Below are 14,787 nucleotides of genomic sequence, written 5' to 3' on the forward strand. Positions count from 1 at the left end.
ACAGTGTTTTCAAAAAGTGACAGATGGAAGTGTTTTTATGGGTACAGATTTATTGGGAAGCGGTGAAGGGAATAAGTACCTCGTGGTGGAAAAACACCTCAAACAAGCCATCAATGGTGGCGTTTATCAGGCGGATGATCGACTGCCCTCCATTCGCTTGTTGAGCCAAGAATTAAACGTCAGTAAAAATACCGTGATTCGTGCGTATCAAGAGCTGGAAGCACAAAACTTGGTTTACTCGGTACCCAAATCGGGTTATCGAGTTAAAGTCGCCTTGCCGACCTCTCGCTCAATTCCGGATCCGACTCGCGTGGATTTGCTCTCGATCTGCAAAGAAATCCTTACTTATCCTGAATACCAAGAGCGTTTGCCTACCGGTTCTGCCCACCCAAACATTGACTCCCCCGCGATCAAAAGCTTGTACGCCGAGATCGGCCGCCACAGTCGCCAGCAAACGCATGTACCGAGCCATTACCAATTACCACCCGGTGATCACCTCTTAATCAAACAACTAGCGAAAATCACGCAAGATTTGGGCACACCAGCCAAGTTGGATGAGATCATGGTAACGCACGGCGCTCAACAAGCAATAAGCCTAGCGCTGCGCGCAACGACACAAAAAGGCGATATCGTCGCGGTGGAGTCTCCTTGTTATTTTGGTAACTTATTGATGCTCGAATCACTCGGCCTCAAAGTGGTGGAAATCCCGAGTTGCCCACGAGACGGTATGTGCCCCGAAGCCTTAGCAAAAGCGATGTCGACATGGGACATAAAAGCGATCATCGTAACGCCAAACTTCACCAATCCTACTGGTGCCATGATGCCGTTAGAAAAGCGCCAGCAATTGCTATTGGCGTCCGGCAATGTTCCTATTATCGAAGACGATGTGTTTGGCGGGTTAAGCTATGACAAGCCGTTGCCAAGCTTGAGATTGCTCGATGACAAGCAACGCGTAATTTACGTAAATTCGTTATCCAAAACGCTCGATTCGCGTTTGAGAATTGGTTGGATGTTGGCGGGGCGATATCGAGATCAAATTGAGCAATATCTACTGTGTGAAAACATGGGCAGTTTGAACCTAATGCAATCCGCCGTGGCAACGTTTCTAACGTCAGGCAAGTATCGAACGCATACTGCGCGAATGGGTCGGGTTTATCAAAACAACATGCGACGATTTATCCAGATGCTTCATCAATACTTGGATGAATACGAACCTCTAAAAAATCGATACCAGATCAACGCCGTACAAGGCTCGTTCTTACTTTGGTTGCGACTGCCCGAAGACACGGACAGCTATGCGTTGTATCAAGCATGCAATAAGCACAGAATCAGCCTACTTCCCGGCACCGTATTTGGCACTCAAGGGCAATATCGGCATTGCGTACGCCTCAGCGTGGCAAACTTTGGTCATGAAACCGATTGGAGTCAAGCGATGCAAACACTGGCAAAATTGATAGCAAAGCATGCCTGTTAACTCGCTCTTGCTAAATGAACTTATGCCTACACACGCAAACACGTAACAACAAAAAACTCCACGCAAAGGTGGAGTTTTTCGTATCGTCATCGCCTTCAGTGCGACTTAATTTGCCACATTCTCGCGACGTTTTCGGCTAAGTTAGCAACGTTGACGTCGGCCTCTTTCATGGCCTCAGGTAAGCTCATCGCCCTTGGTACACAAGCAAACACCGCATCAATGCCGCACTCATAAACCGCCTGATAGTTGTCGCCCACACAGCCTGCTAATGCAATGACTGGTAAATTACACTGCTTGGCGACCTGAGCAACGCCCATCGGCGTTTTGCCATGTGCGGTTTGATGATCGATTCGACCCTCGCCTGTAAATACGATATCCGCATCCGCAACATGCTGAGCAAGTTTGACCGTTTCAAGCACAATCTCAATTCCCGGTTGCAAACGTGCTGGCGTGTACCCGAGCAAGGCCGCGCCCATACCACCAGCAGCACCCGCCCCTTCACGAGTCAGTACATGCTTACCCGTCGCTTGTTCCGTCAACTCGCCAAACTTGCGCAATGCGTTATCGAGCAGAGTAACGTCTGATACGGTCGCTCCCTTTTGCGGGCCAAAGATAGCCGACGCGCCTTTGTCACCACAGAGTGGGTTATCAACATCGCACGCTACCAACACTTCGCAAGTTGCTAAGCGAGGATCAAGACCAGAAATATCGATGGACGCAAGCGCCGCTAACCCGCCTCCATTTGGGGTAATTGCATGACCAGATTCATCAAGAAACGCCACCCCCAACGCGGTCAACATGCCCACGCCACCATCATTGGTAGCGCTGCCGCCCAAACCAATGATTAAGCGTTGAATGCCTCTGTCTAGCGCGTGTTTGATCAGCTGTCCGGTACCAATGCTGCTGGTCAGTTTTGGGTCGCGAGCGTCACTCGGCACAAGGTGCAGCCCACTGGCCTCCGCCATTTCAATAACTGCGGTTTCGCCGTCGCCGAGGATGCCATAAAACGCTTCAACATCATTCCCTAATGGCGCGGTCACTGTTGTGAAGACTTGTTCGCCTTGAGTTGCATCTATCAAAGATTGAACCGTGCCTTCGCCACCGTCTGCGACCGGAACCGTAACAAACTCAGCATCATGCCATACGCGAGCAAGACCCGTTTTGATCGCCTCGCTCACTTGTTTGGCGGTTAAGCTTTCTTTAAATGAATCAGGTGCAATTACCACTTTCATACGTACTTCCAGAGACTTATAAGAGAACGAGGCTCAAAATGTACACCAATGCCATTGCCGTGACACCTTGAACGAGCGTAGCCATGGTTTGCGCGCGGTACGCTAAGCCCACCGACATGCGGCTAAACTGCGAAACTACCCAGAAGAAACTGTCGTTTGCATGAGAAACCGTCATCGCACCTGCACCGATCGCCATCACCGTTAATACGCGGCCCATTTCTGAATCGAGCCCCAATTGCGTAAGCATAGGCGCAACCAAAGCCGATGTGGTCACCAATGCAACCGTTGATGATCCTTGCGCCGACTTTAGCGCAGCCGCAACGATAAATGGCATGAAAATACCCACGCCCAGCGCCGATAGCGTCGTACCTAAGTATTCACCTAGCGGCGTGGCTTTTAATACCGCGCCAAATGCACCACCCGCACCGGTAATCAAAAGAATAGGCGCAGCAGCCGTAATACCTTGGCTGATTCGCTCGCCAAATTCTTCAATCTTGTTGTCTGATTTGAGTAGGCGAACAGAAAGGAACAGGCCAATCACCAATGCCGTTAGTGGCTGCCCTAAGAAAGTCAGAACATCAAACACAAAACCTTCGCCCAGCGGTAGGCTTGGGAATTTCGCGATAGAGCCAAAACAGATCAATAAGATAGGAACAAAAATAGGAGCGAATGCTTGGCTCGCCGTTGGCAATTTGCCGTAAGACGCTTTGAGTGCTTGCCAGTCTTGCTGAATTTCTTCTGCGGCTTCAATGCCATCTGGTTCAACATGTTGGAATCGGTTCGCCCACAACATCCCCGCTAACGCCGCAACCGCTGCAACAAACACACCCACACCAATCACTAAACCAAGGTTAGATTCCAGGCCTAAGTTACCCGCAGCGGCAATCGGGCCAGGAGTTGGCGGCACAAACGTGTGCGTTGCGTATAGGCCAGTTGCCAACGCCACACTCATCGCAACGCTTGAGGTTTTTAAACGCTTAGCGAGTGATTCTTTGAGCGAGTTCAGAATGACAAAGCCTGAATCACAAAATACTGGAACAGAAACGATGTAACCGATGATGCTCATGGTCAATGTTGGGAAACGCTCACCCAACACTTTGATGACCGTATCGGCCATGGTGATCGCCGCACCACTTTTTTCCAAAATAACACCAATGATGGTACCTAAAACGATAACCAAACCAATGTAACCAAGGATGCCGCCAAAGCCAGAAGCAATGGTTTTGGCAATGCTATCTGCCGGTAAGCCGTAAGCAAATGCCGCAAGGAACGCCGCGATGATCAGCGCTAAAAAGGGATGTAATTTGAGTTTGGTGGTCGTGAGCACAATAAATGCGATCACCCCAAGCAGGATTAATATAAGGTTCATGATAACTCCATTTATTCTTATTTTGCTGAGCGAGTCCGTGTTGGCTCACTCAACATGTAGGGACGCATGAATTATTAATCGTTTGCTTTCGAATTCCTTTAGGCGGAGTGACAAATGATGTGGTCAAAAAATAACGCGTATTGTGCAAATGCACAACATCACGACATTTTTGAGAGCCGAGTCGCAATATAAAGCTCCGCTAACCCCACAAAATTGGTAGTTGGTAGCCCTGTTATCTCGGTGATTTTCTCTAACCGATAGCGCAGAGTGTTCCGGTGAATAAACAGCATTTTAGAGCATTCTGTTACATTGCCATTGCATTCAAACAGTGCATCTAGGGTTTTCAATAATTGCCCAGATTTGTCTTTCTCTTTCAACCGTTTCACACCATCAATAATTTGTTCACCTTGCCAAATATCCGCCAACGGCGCTAACAAAACAGGCAAACGAAGTTCATCGAACAGGTACTTACGTTTCTCTGGGTAGAACTGCTTGCCAATGGCTAACACCTGCTTCGCGCTTTGGTATGACAACGCGACATCTTTAGGCTCATTAAACAGCTGCCCTAGCGCAATGTGAAACGTATGCGAATCGTGATCGCTTAAACGCGACATCAACTTATCAATGCGCTCACTTTCAACTTGGCTATCCCACTGCTTGGCGGAATGACACGGTTTCAACACCACAATTTCATTCACCGAGACAATCGCAACTAGGTTGTTACGCTCTGGGTATTCAAGCAGTTCAACAATATTGCGCACACTCTTCATGCTTTTTGAGGCCGACGGCGTCGAGACTTCAATCACCGTTGCCACCCGTGGTTGAGTAACATCGATAGAAAGACGCATCGCCCAATCTTTCAGCTCTTCATCGGTCAATTTCCCATTGATCCAAGCCAGAATAAACTCTTCGCGATGACGTCTGTCCCACTGAAATTTTTCCACCAGCGCAGCTTGCTCGATTGTCAATTCAGCGGTCATTTTGACCAGTTTGGCGAAATCTCGGATTTTCTCTGGCTCGCCTGTCACACCAACAATACCGACCACGTCGCCATGTAATTTCAACAGCATATTGATTCCGGGTTTGACACCCTGTAGCGTCAAACATTGCTGCTCATTCAGCTCTAGCGAATCGCCGTGATTCAACGCCAATACCGCGCCATCATGCACTTGCCCAACGCGTTTGGGATCGCCACTGCCAATAATGATGCCTGCTGAGTTCATCACATTCACATTGTGACCAATGATGGACATGGTTCGATCAACAATTTGCTGTGCTAAGGAGTGGTCGAGAATCACCATTTCGATTTTCCAAACTTATAAATGAATCACTCAATAAATCACAAATAGCGTGCTATCGCGATGCTGTCGATGCAAATTGCAGGCGTAGCTCAAATCATTACGCCTTAACCACACATAAAAAAGGGTTTAATCCTTCATTTTGAACAGAGGGATATATACTTAGAACAAAGGTTACCAATGCATTCTTCACTGTGCATTGATGCCACTCGTCTACCTACAGAGGAGAGATCAACATGGAGTTACGGAATAAATCGGGGGAAGTTGCAAATATTGCTGATAACCTCACTTTGAAGGAAATCACAGAAATGGGCTACACCGTAGATTTATGCGATGAAGCATTTGCCCCTGGAGAGCATTGGAAAGCGGAAGGTAAAACGCAAGGTATGGGCGAGTATCCAGAGGAGTAAACGTCCTGACTAACCAGCGCACAAAGCGCTCCACAAACAGAAAAGCCGAGCGACTTAACGCTCGGTTTTCTACTTTTGAACTTCTTGAATAAACAAGCCCATCTCTTCAAGATAATTGCCGTTTGAGCATCCCCAATCGGTGACTTCAATCAGCTCGGTAACTAACTGTCCAGATTCATCATTTTGTACTCGCTGCACAAACGCTTCAAAGCGTTCCAGTTGCGCCTGACTCTTAACGCCATGCACGGCATATTCTACAAGCAAGCCGTTGTACGTCTGCCAGCGCTGATCGCCAGCAACATCATTGCCTAAAATCACAGAACACTTTTGTTGAATGCTTTCAACCGCATCATTTCTTGGCGGCGCGACTGTGGAACATCCAACTAAAATCGTACCTACCGCAAATAACGTAACTTTTGTCTTATTTATCATATCGTTTCCAACTGTATCGCCACGATATGGAAATCTTATTACACCTGATAAGGATCATCGATAGCGCACCGCAGATTAATTACTTAATAAACTGTAAACTCCATACCAGTCTTAACACTGCAAGCTCATAACTCCTATTAACTCACCCAAATGTAAACAAATAGTAAAATCACCTTTACGCGATGCAAAATCGACAAATGAGATTAGCGTTCCTTTCTCGCGACCAAGCGTGCAATAATCAACTGTCTACATAACGAAACCATTTGAAGGATCAAAATGACCGCAACGGATTACCTCAACGACCTCAATCAATGTTACCTTGCGATTCACCGCACCAAAGAAGATTTCTTTTGGGAAACTTACATGGGGATCAGCGATGACCATGATGGCTCGACGCAAGCACAAACGGCATGGACAAGCTTTTTAAGCAACGCCGAGCAAATTACTGCCATCAAACAACAGCTTGAAGCCGCGGACTCAATTACCGACCCACAAGAGAAACAACAAACCATTACGGGTCTATCTGGTTGGCTGGCGATGTTTGAATCTCACGCTATCGAGGGCGAAAAAGCACAAGCGTTGAAAAACCAGCTCATTGCCTTTGAAGCTGAGCTCTTCGAGAAAAAACAGAACCACGTACAAACATTTACCGATGAGAACGGCGAGCAAGTAGAAGGTTCACTTCCAGTATTAAGCTCAACCATTCGCACCAGCAATCATGAAGAAGTTCGCCAATCGGCTCATCAAGCGTTGCTGAACCTTGAACAATGGCTACTGCAAAACGGCTTTATTGAACTGATCAAACTGCGCAACCAGTTCGCTCGCTCACTGGGTTATGCGACTTTCTTTGATTACTCCGTGCAAAAAACGGAAAAGATGAGCTCCGAGCAGCTATTCGAGATTTTGGAAGATTTCGAACAACGCACGCGAGATGCGCACCTAAACAGCTTAGAAAACTTGGCGAAAGAGAAAGGCGCAAGCGCACTAGCAGGCTACAACTTTGTTTACTCATTCGCGGGTAACGTTATGCGTGACCTTGACCCATACGTGCCGTTCTCAAAATCTCTGAGACGCTGGGTAGAATCATTTGGTCGCCTAAATATTGATTACTCTGGCGCGACGCTAACGCTGGATTTACTAGATCGCAAAGGTAAGTACCCGAACGGGTTCTGCCACGGCCCTATCCCTTCTTTCTATAATCAAGGCGAATGGGTCGCAGCACAGGTGAACTTCACCAGTAATGCCAAACCAGACCAAGTGGGCAGTGGCTACGATGGCATTAACACGCTGTTCCACGAAGGCGGCCACGCAGCACACTTTGCGAACGTAAAAATGAACGCGCCTTGTTTCTCGCAGGAGTTTTCGCCGACGTCAATGGCTTATGCAGAAACTCAGTCGATGTTCTGTGATAGCCTGTTAACCGATGCCGATTGGCTAAAACAGTACGCACTGGATGATGAAGGGAATTCTGTTCCTGATGAGATTATTCAAGCAATGATCAACAGCCGTCAGCCATTCAAAGCTTATGAAGAACGTAGCATCTTGGTTGTGCCATATTTTGAGCGCGCGTTGTATCAACTGAGCGATGACGAGTTAACGCCAGAGCGCATCACTAAGCTAGCTCGCGATTGTGAAAAACAGATCCTTGGTTTGGAATGCAGCCCTCGCCCACTGATGGCGATTCCACATTTGCTATCCGACGAAGCAGCTTGTGCGTATCAAGGTTATCTACTCGCGCACATGGCGGTGTATCAGACCCGTGCATACTTCCTTGAGAAGTTTGGTTACCTGACGGATAACCCAGAAATTGGCCCACTGCTGGCAAAACACTACTGGCACGCAGGCAATCACTTGTCGCACAACGAAACCATTGTCAGCCTGACTGGCGAAGGCTTCAATGCCAAATACCTTGCAGACGTGTGTAACCTGTCGCCAGAACAGGCATGGGAAGTGCAGCAGAAGAAAATCGACTCACTTGCGACGCGAAAGCGAGCACCGGTCGCCTCACTGAACGCCGCGATTAAAGTCGTCGACGGCAGTAAAGAACTGGCAAGCAACGCCATCTCTGACGAACAAATGTGTGACGATTTTGAACGTTACATCGTAGAGACTTACGGTCGATAACACGCCAAGAGCCAGAAGCCACGCTTCTGGCTTTTTGCTATTAAGGCACAACAAAAGGAAGCGCCATGCATCAACAAATTATCAAGTTCTGGTTCGAGGAGCTAACGCCTCAAAACTGGTTTGAAAACAACCCAGAACTGGACAAACATATTGCGTCACGATTTGCCTCGGTATTGGAACAAGCGGCTCGTTGTGAACTGTTTAATTGGCGTGACAGCACACAAGGACGATTGGCCGAAATCATCGTCCTCGACCAGTTTTCACGTAATGTGTATCGCAACACCCCAAAAGCGTTTGCACAAGACCAACTCGCATTAGCACTGGCTCAAGAGGCAATTCGGTTAGGTCACGATAAAGAATTAGCGCCTGAGCAGCTAAGCTTTTTGTACATGCCGTTTATGCACAGCGAATCTCGCCTCATTCATGTCGAAGCTGAGAAATTGTTTCGCGCATCAGGGCTTGAAAATAACTACGATTTTGAGCTAAAACACAAAGCCATCATCGACCAGTTTGGACGTTACCCACATCGCAACGCCATCTTGGGTAGAGAAAGCACACCTGAAGAGTTAGCATTTTTGCAACAACCTGGGTCAAGTTTCTAAATAACAATGAATAATGAGTTAACCATGAGAGACCACGCAGTATGCTGGCCATGCTTGCTAAAACTAGACGGCGACGATGAGCTGATCTATACGCATTCCCAGTCCGACTTAGACTCTGAATGCGAAGCCCTCATTTTTGGGCAAGATGATTACGTTATTGACTCAAATGGCAACACGTTCGAATTGAAAAACAATGGTTCGAACACCACTCTTTTACATCCAAAAGAACGAACGCTGTCCGTAGAAGAGGTTACGTCATTAATCCAATCGCATGAATTCAGCCTCGCGCAACGGTGTATTATCAAGATTCATTTCACCTCGGTGAGGCAAGCTGTTGAGGCCTTAGCTCACTAACTCAATCCCAACATGCATAGCATTAAATAAAATTATCATTTTTATAATTTATGATAATTTCATGTAATCAACATCACGCCATATACTCTCCCACATCGAAACAAGACAACGTTCAAACACACATGTTGGGAGCAAACAAATGAAAATGAATCATGTCGGTATTATGGTCGGAGATATGGACAAAGCGGTTGAGTTTTACACGCAAGCGCTAGGTCTAAAAGTCGTTATGGGCAACACGAAAGTAATTGAAGAACGCGAAACGGCAATTGGCAGAATGTGTATTGCGGTCTTTGGGGAAGGCTTTAAAGGCTTCAACATTGCGCACCTTGTGACAAGTGATGGCATCGGCCTTGAGTTATTCGAAATGAAAGAGCGTCAAGAGCGCCATGAAGTGGATTTTTCTCGCATCGGTATCTTCCATTTCTGTTTGCAGACAGACGATTTTGAAGGTGCTATCAAACGCACCGAAGCACTAGGTGGCAAAGTTCGCATGGACATCATGCGTTACCACCCAGAAGACGATAATAAGCCTGCGAAAATGGTTTACCTAGAAGACCCATTCGGCAACCTATTCGAGCTTTACTCACACACTTACGAAGAAACTTACGCTTCTGATTACGAGTAATAGCCCCATCCATATTCCAAAAGGCTAGCAATACGCTAGCCTTTTTTTGTTTGCTTTGAGTTGCAGTGTTTCTGCACTCGCTCTAGCAAAAAAACATCTGGAATTTGATCATTTCTCTCACCACTTTTAAGGTCACTTTATACTTACCTCAACACAATGCAAAAAGGAGTGAAGTATGCCCACCAAAAATCCAATCGCCATCAAAGCGCTTGATCATGTTGTATTAAGGACCTGTAACCTCGATGCTATGTTGCATTTCTATCGAGACATTTTGGGCTGCCCTGTCGAACGCGAAGTAACGGAACTTGGTTTAACTCAACTTAGGGCAGGTAACGCATTGATTGATGTTGTGACGGTAGACAGCGAATTAGGCCAACTCGGCGGTAAGCCACCAGTTCAAAATGGTCGTAATATTGACCATTTTTGCCTGCAATTGGCGCCTTTTTCCGAGGATGAATTACTGGAATATCTGCGTTCGAACGGCATTGAAACCGAAGAGTTTGCGAAACGCTACGGAGCACAAGGATTCGGTCGCTCACTCTATATTCATGATCCGGAAGGAAATGTCGTCGAGTTAAAACCTCAAGTGATTGATGAGTAAGCGAGTAAAAAACCTTGTTATATTCTGAAAATAACAAGGTTAACTTCTAAAATAATTATTGAAGTAAGAACATATTATTAAGTCAAAATTCTAGCTGGCTCACCTGTTTCTTTTTCTCGCCACCATTGTTTATTTATCTGTTTTTTATGAACGTAAAAACTCTCCCCCGGCATTGGCGTCAGCAGCGTTATATGTTCTTTTTGACAATGGGCAAGCAAATCTAAAATCGGTTCGTCCCAGCGGTGAGTAAACAGCTCGTATGTAGCCCAATGTACTGGCAGCAGTTTTTTCGCATTTAAATCGCGAAACGCTTGCACGGTATGATGAGCCTGCATGTGCCCCCAGTTTTCGACCGGATAACCTTGGCCTTTCACATCAGCAGCCACTTCCAAACAGGCAATGTCGATTGGTCCACATCGCTGTGCGATCTCGGAAAAGTGCGAATCGTAAGCTGAATCGCCACTAAAATAGAGCGTCTCTTCTTTGCCTTTGATGACCCAAGAAGCCCACAGGGTCGCGTTTTTATCGAAATAAGTACGACCCGAATTATGGTTAGCAGGCGTACAAATCAGTTCGATTCCAGCATAGTGTACGCTATCCCACCAATCGAATTCCACGATGTTGTCTGCGCAAACGCCCCACTTTATCAGATGCTTGCCAACCCCTAAGGGCACATAAAACGTCACGGGTTTATCGGCGTAGAAACGTATGGTCGATGCTTCTAAATGGTCGTAATGATCGTGCGAAATCACGATAATTTCAGGAATCGGCAAACAATCTCTGGCATGGGTATTGAGAATATTGCGTTCAAACCACGCTTTTGCGATGAACGGAGAAGCGTAATCAAATACCGGATCAGTCAGAATTCGAATGCCATCGACCTCCACCAGCATAGTGGAATGGCCCAGCCAAGTAAGGCGCATCGATTCACTTCGCTGCGCAAACTGCGTAGGTTGAATTGGGGAATGTGGCAGATGTTCGTTAGGACTCAACGGCGTTCTACCACCAAGATAACTCCAACACACCTGCCAGAATGATTGCGGACTAGGGACATTTGGCATCTCGTTTTTAACGCGGCCGTTTTCAAATTGAGGCGAGTAGTGAATACGGTGCGCCAACTGCGCATGGTAGGTTTGAGGCGGAATCAGTGAACTTGGCTTTTGTGTCTTTTGTTCACTCGTTAGGTATGTGCGCTTAAGTATCGTTTCAGACATATCGTAGTTTTGTCTCGCTTGCGAACGCTCAACAGTAGGTTTATTAAAACGTGCGTGTATGTCTATTTCGTGACCAAAATGAGGTGTAAGATGAAGATTCAGTTTCAATCAAACGTCTTCTATTTAAGGATACGGTTCTCAAACCTTCTGAATACTGCGTCGGTTTGAAAGGAGAAAACTATGGTGACTTGCAGCCAATACGATTTTATTGAAATCGCCTGTATGTTTAAGCTCCCTATCGAGATCACACTAAAAAATGGTGAAACTCATCAGGGCAACGCATTCGACACAGGCTACGACATGCAGCGACAAGAGTGCTTGTTTTTAGATATGGATGGTGAGCACACCGCCTTCCCGACTGAACAATTAGTCGCAATGCGCGCGCTCAAAACCAATCCGCATTTTGACGAAGTGACGTTTGAGTAAACGTCCTTCTTTCACTGGCACTGTCCAATAAAAAACGCCTCTCAAGCTGACACAACTTGAGAGGCGTTCTCTTACACGATTCACCGGAACTTCATGTTATTCACGCGACCGAATGAAAACCAGCATCGGCATCATGATCACGAACATCACTCCCACAAGCTGGAAGGTGTGCACAAACGCGACCATTTGCGATTGCTGCTGCAACATCTGTTGGTATTGGTCTAACGCAACCGGGTCGGTAATAGAAAGCCCCTGATTGGCCGCCCAGTCATGCAAGTTAGGATTATAAGGATTAATACCCTCTCCCAGCGCATGCCATTGCTGCTGACTATCACGATATTGGAACGTGGTGGCGATAGAGATACCAAACGAACTACCAATAGTACGGAACAGATTGTAAATACTTGCCGCCGCGACAGATTGCTCTTTCGGAATCGTTAAATACGCCAAGGTGGACAGCGTCGAGAAGGTTAAACCAAGCCCCATCCCCTGAATCATACTCGGCATCACAATCCAAAATGTATCGATCTGCAGTGAGTATTGCGTCATCAAATAACTACCAATCCCGATGCAGCTTAAGCCAAAGACTATTTTGATTCTGGGATCGAATTGCGGATTGAGCTTAATCACCAAAATCAACATCGCCGCTGACGCCAACCCACGCGGTGCCATTAATAAACCAGTGGTTGAGACCGGATAATCCAGCAAGCTTTCCAACAGCATTGGTTGTTGAGTCGTCAGACCAAACATCGCCATCGACACCACGGCAATCATCAATGACGAGACCATAAGGTTTCGGTCTTTCAGTAGCCACAATGGCGCTATTGGACTTTTGGTTTTCCAACTGCGATAGATCCACATCACCAATCCCATGACTGCGAGCAATATCGCGGTCTGAATCATACGTGAGTCGAGCCAGTCGTCTTCATTCCCTTTATCCAACACAAACTGCAACGCGCCCACACCTAACGCCATGTAACCGATGATCCACCAGTCAAAGTTAGGTTTGGATTTGTTGTCGATATGGATATAGCGATAAATCAAAGAGGTACAGATCAAACCGAATGGCAAGTTGATGTAAAAAATCCAGCGCCAGTTAATGTTGTCGGTGATCACACCACCTACAACTGGGCCCAAAATAGGACCAAGCAAAATGCCGATGGAGAAAATCGCCATCGCTTTGCCTTTTTGCTCATACGGATAGATCTGCACTAACGTCGACTGCGCCAATGGAATCACCGACGCGCCGAAAGCGCCTTGGATAATGCGAAATAGCACCATCTCTTCAAGAGACTGTGCTTGCCCACAAAGCGCACTGGCAATCACAAAACCGACCACGGCAACCAGCATGACTTTGCGTTCACCAAAGCGCGACACCCAGAAACTGGTCATCGGAATGAAGATCGCTTCCGCCATGCTGTAACCCGTCAGCACCCAAGTAATTTGGTCTGCCGTTGCGCCCAACGCGCCCATCATGTGCGATAGCGACACGTTCGCAACGGTCATATCGATTAACACCATGATGGCAGAAAGCATCACGGCGACGGTGGCAATCCCCCGTTTGTCTGCCGTAATTTGATGGCTCATTGCACGCTACTTTGCAAATCAATGGTGACTTCTGAGCTCGCACCCACGCGAAGTTGCGGCGCATCGGCCGGTACTTCTAATGCCAAACGTACAGGGAAACGCTGTTTGATTTTAACCCAGTTACCCGTTGCGTTTTCTGGTGGCATCAAAGAGAACGATGTACCACTCGCAGGCGACAGCTGTTCTACCGTTGCTTTCCACACCACGTCTGGGTACATATCAATCACCACATCCGCATGCATGCCAGGTTTGATATGCGTAAGATCGGTTTCTTTGAAATTCGCGCGTACCCAATAGCTGCCTTTTAAAATCACAGGGAACAGCGTTTGACCCACGCTAACGACCGAGCCTACGTGCGTATTGATTTCACCGGCAATGCCATCCACTGGTGACGTAATGTCGGTGTAGCTCAAGTTCAGCTCCGCTTGCGCTAACTGTGCTGCCGCTTGTTGAACGACCGCAGCCTCTGCGCCTTCTTCACCACGGTTCGCAATGGCTTTTTCTACCGTCGCGCGCGCTTGCTCTAGGCTCGCTTGGGCATTGGCGAGTTTGTTTTTCGCCGTATCTAAATCTTGGTCCGACGCCAGTTTGCGTTTCACTAGGGAATCCGTACGTTTGTACTCTACTTGCGCTTCTATCAGGTTAGAGCGCGCCGCATCTAAGCCCGCAACAGCTTCAGTTACCTGCTTATCGGCAACGTCATGTTGCTGGACCGCCAATTGGTATGCCGCTTTTGCTTGCTTCACTGCCAACAAATATGGGCGTGAATCTATCTTCAGCAGTAGGTCACCTTTGTTCAAAGATTGGAAGTCTTTGACATCCACAGAAACCACTTGGCCTTTTACCTGAGGCGCTAACGACAAAATTTTTGCCCTAACGTAGGCATCTTCCGTGCTTGGGTGACTGTCTGAATACTGCCAAGACCAATACATCGCACCAAATGCGATAACACAGAGAGTAAAGAAAAGAGTTTTTACCAACTTAGATCTGGAGGAAGAATGCTTTGCGATGTCGTCGCTCATTTATATTGTCCACTTGT

At 47.1% G+C, this 14,787-nt stretch carries 15 protein-coding genes; 8 read left to right on the forward strand and 7 right to left on the reverse strand.

Features of this window, described 5'->3' with window-relative positions; genetic code table 11:
- Positions 1–37: 37 nt before the first annotated feature.
- A complete protein-coding gene (locus tag R7044_RS19810) occupies positions 38–1,474 on the forward strand; it encodes a PLP-dependent aminotransferase family protein (protein WP_205391298.1) in 1,437 nt (478 codons plus the stop codon).
- A gap of 95 nt (positions 1,475–1,569) precedes the next feature.
- Here the strand turns inward: R7044_RS19810 and R7044_RS19815 are convergent, their stop codons facing one another.
- From R7044_RS19815 to R7044_RS19825, 3 genes are all read right to left on the reverse strand, one after another.
- Positions 1,570–2,706 carry a glycerate kinase gene (locus R7044_RS19815; protein WP_042522351.1) on the reverse strand — a complete coding sequence of 379 codons (1,137 nt, stop codon included), beginning with the start codon at positions 2,704–2,706 and terminating at the stop codon, positions 1,570–1,572.
- A gap of 16 nt (positions 2,707–2,722) precedes the next feature.
- Complete coding sequence (locus tag R7044_RS19820; RefSeq protein ID WP_054575250.1) at positions 2,723–4,075, reverse strand: GntP family permease; 1,353 nt, start codon at positions 4,073–4,075, stop codon at positions 2,723–2,725.
- A 158-nt stretch (positions 4,076–4,233) separates the two neighbouring features.
- The gene (locus tag R7044_RS19825; RefSeq protein WP_206970533.1) at positions 4,234–5,376 is read right to left on the reverse strand and encodes a sugar diacid recognition domain-containing protein; all 1,143 of its coding nucleotides are present in this window, start codon (positions 5,374–5,376) and stop codon (positions 4,234–4,236) included.
- A gap of 233 nt (positions 5,377–5,609) precedes the next feature.
- On the opposite strand from R7044_RS19825, the gene R7044_RS19830 reads away from it, so the two are divergent.
- The gene (locus R7044_RS19830) at positions 5,610–5,783 is read left to right on the forward strand and encodes a hypothetical protein (protein WP_005374332.1); all 174 of its coding nucleotides are present in this window, start codon (positions 5,610–5,612) and stop codon (positions 5,781–5,783) included.
- Between the two features lie 69 nt (positions 5,784–5,852).
- Here R7044_RS19830 and R7044_RS19835 read toward each other — a convergent pair whose 3' ends face one another.
- Positions 5,853–6,215: a hypothetical protein gene (locus tag R7044_RS19835; protein ID WP_225455766.1), complete on the reverse strand. Its 363-nt coding sequence runs from the start codon at positions 6,213–6,215 to the stop codon at positions 5,853–5,855.
- 276 nt (positions 6,216–6,491) lie between these two features.
- Between R7044_RS19835 and R7044_RS19840 the strand changes: the two genes are divergently transcribed.
- The 5 genes from R7044_RS19840 to R7044_RS19860 all read left to right on the forward strand — a co-directional run bounded on the left by R7044_RS19840 (position 6,492) and on the right by R7044_RS19860 (position 10,521).
- A complete protein-coding gene (locus R7044_RS19840) occupies positions 6,492–8,339 on the forward strand; it encodes a M3 family metallopeptidase (RefSeq protein ID WP_225455767.1) in 1,848 nt (615 codons plus the stop codon).
- A 65-nt stretch (positions 8,340–8,404) separates the two neighbouring features.
- Positions 8,405–8,941 (forward strand): DUF924 family protein, encoded by a 537-nt coding sequence (locus tag R7044_RS19845; protein WP_225455768.1) that lies wholly within the window; start codon positions 8,405–8,407, stop codon positions 8,939–8,941.
- A gap of 24 nt (positions 8,942–8,965) precedes the next feature.
- Complete coding sequence (locus R7044_RS19850; RefSeq protein ID WP_033907198.1) at positions 8,966–9,295, forward strand: DUF4144 domain-containing protein; 330 nt, start codon at positions 8,966–8,968, stop codon at positions 9,293–9,295.
- 139 nt (positions 9,296–9,434) lie between these two features.
- The gene (locus tag R7044_RS19855; protein ID WP_005374344.1) at positions 9,435–9,920 is read left to right on the forward strand and encodes a VOC family protein; all 486 of its coding nucleotides are present in this window, start codon (positions 9,435–9,437) and stop codon (positions 9,918–9,920) included.
- A 175-nt stretch (positions 9,921–10,095) separates the two neighbouring features.
- Complete coding sequence (locus tag R7044_RS19860) at positions 10,096–10,521, forward strand: VOC family protein (RefSeq protein WP_017821017.1); 426 nt, start codon at positions 10,096–10,098, stop codon at positions 10,519–10,521.
- A gap of 77 nt (positions 10,522–10,598) precedes the next feature.
- Here R7044_RS19860 and R7044_RS19865 read toward each other — a convergent pair whose 3' ends face one another.
- On the reverse strand, positions 10,599–11,735 hold the full coding sequence (locus R7044_RS19865; protein ID WP_225455781.1) for an MBL fold metallo-hydrolase: 1,137 nt from the start codon (positions 11,733–11,735) through the stop codon (positions 10,599–10,601).
- Between the two features lie 180 nt (positions 11,736–11,915).
- On the opposite strand from R7044_RS19865, the gene R7044_RS19870 reads away from it, so the two are divergent.
- Entirely contained in the window at positions 11,916–12,161 is a 246-nt protein-coding gene (locus R7044_RS19870; RefSeq protein ID WP_005374351.1) for a Rho-binding antiterminator, read from the forward strand.
- 96 nt (positions 12,162–12,257) lie between these two features.
- Here the strand turns inward: R7044_RS19870 and R7044_RS19875 are convergent, their stop codons facing one another.
- Together R7044_RS19875 and R7044_RS19880 are read right to left on the reverse strand one after the other, a co-directional pair.
- Positions 12,258–13,748, reverse strand: coding sequence for an MDR family MFS transporter (locus R7044_RS19875; protein WP_033907201.1), 1,491 nt, complete (start codon positions 13,746–13,748; stop codon positions 12,258–12,260).
- Positions 13,745–14,770, reverse strand: a complete 1,026-nt coding sequence (locus tag R7044_RS19880; protein WP_225455769.1) for an HlyD family secretion protein — start codon at positions 14,768–14,770, stop codon at positions 13,745–13,747. Before R7044_RS19880 ends, R7044_RS19875 begins: the two co-directional genes overlap by 4 nt.
- Positions 14,771–14,787 lie beyond the last annotated feature (17 nt).

This window comes from Vibrio sp. 1402 (assembly GCF_033340275.1).

Coding starts and splice junctions, on each gene's coding strand:
- R7044_RS19810 (WP_205391298.1), top strand. CDS start 38: ATGGGTACAGATTTATTGGGAAGCGGTGAAGGGAATAAGTACCTCGTG.
- R7044_RS19815 (WP_042522351.1), bottom strand. CDS start 2,706: ATGAAAGTGGTAATTGCACCTGATTCATTTAAAGAAAGCTTAACCGCC.
- R7044_RS19820 (WP_054575250.1), bottom strand. CDS start 4,075: ATGAACCTTATATTAATCCTGCTTGGGGTGATCGCATTTATTGTGCTC.
- R7044_RS19825 (WP_206970533.1), bottom strand. CDS start 5,376: ATGGTGATTCTCGACCACTCCTTAGCACAGCAAATTGTTGATCGAACC.
- R7044_RS19830 (WP_005374332.1), top strand. CDS start 5,610: ATGGAGTTACGGAATAAATCGGGGGAAGTTGCAAATATTGCTGATAAC.
- R7044_RS19835 (WP_225455766.1), bottom strand. CDS start 6,215: ATGATAAATAAGACAAAAGTTACGTTATTTGCGGTAGGTACGATTTTA.
- R7044_RS19840 (WP_225455767.1), top strand. CDS start 6,492: ATGACCGCAACGGATTACCTCAACGACCTCAATCAATGTTACCTTGCG.
- R7044_RS19845 (WP_225455768.1), top strand. CDS start 8,405: ATGCATCAACAAATTATCAAGTTCTGGTTCGAGGAGCTAACGCCTCAA.
- R7044_RS19850 (WP_033907198.1), top strand. CDS start 8,966: ATGAGAGACCACGCAGTATGCTGGCCATGCTTGCTAAAACTAGACGGC.
- R7044_RS19855 (WP_005374344.1), top strand. CDS start 9,435: ATGAAAATGAATCATGTCGGTATTATGGTCGGAGATATGGACAAAGCG.
- R7044_RS19860 (WP_017821017.1), top strand. CDS start 10,096: ATGCCCACCAAAAATCCAATCGCCATCAAAGCGCTTGATCATGTTGTA.
- R7044_RS19865 (WP_225455781.1), bottom strand. CDS start 11,735: ATGTCTGAAACGATACTTAAGCGCACATACCTAACGAGTGAACAAAAG.
- R7044_RS19870 (WP_005374351.1), top strand. CDS start 11,916: ATGGTGACTTGCAGCCAATACGATTTTATTGAAATCGCCTGTATGTTT.
- R7044_RS19875 (WP_033907201.1), bottom strand. CDS start 13,748: ATGAGCCATCAAATTACGGCAGACAAACGGGGGATTGCCACCGTCGCC.
- R7044_RS19880 (WP_225455769.1), bottom strand. CDS start 14,770: ATGAGCGACGACATCGCAAAGCATTCTTCCTCCAGATCTAAGTTGGTA.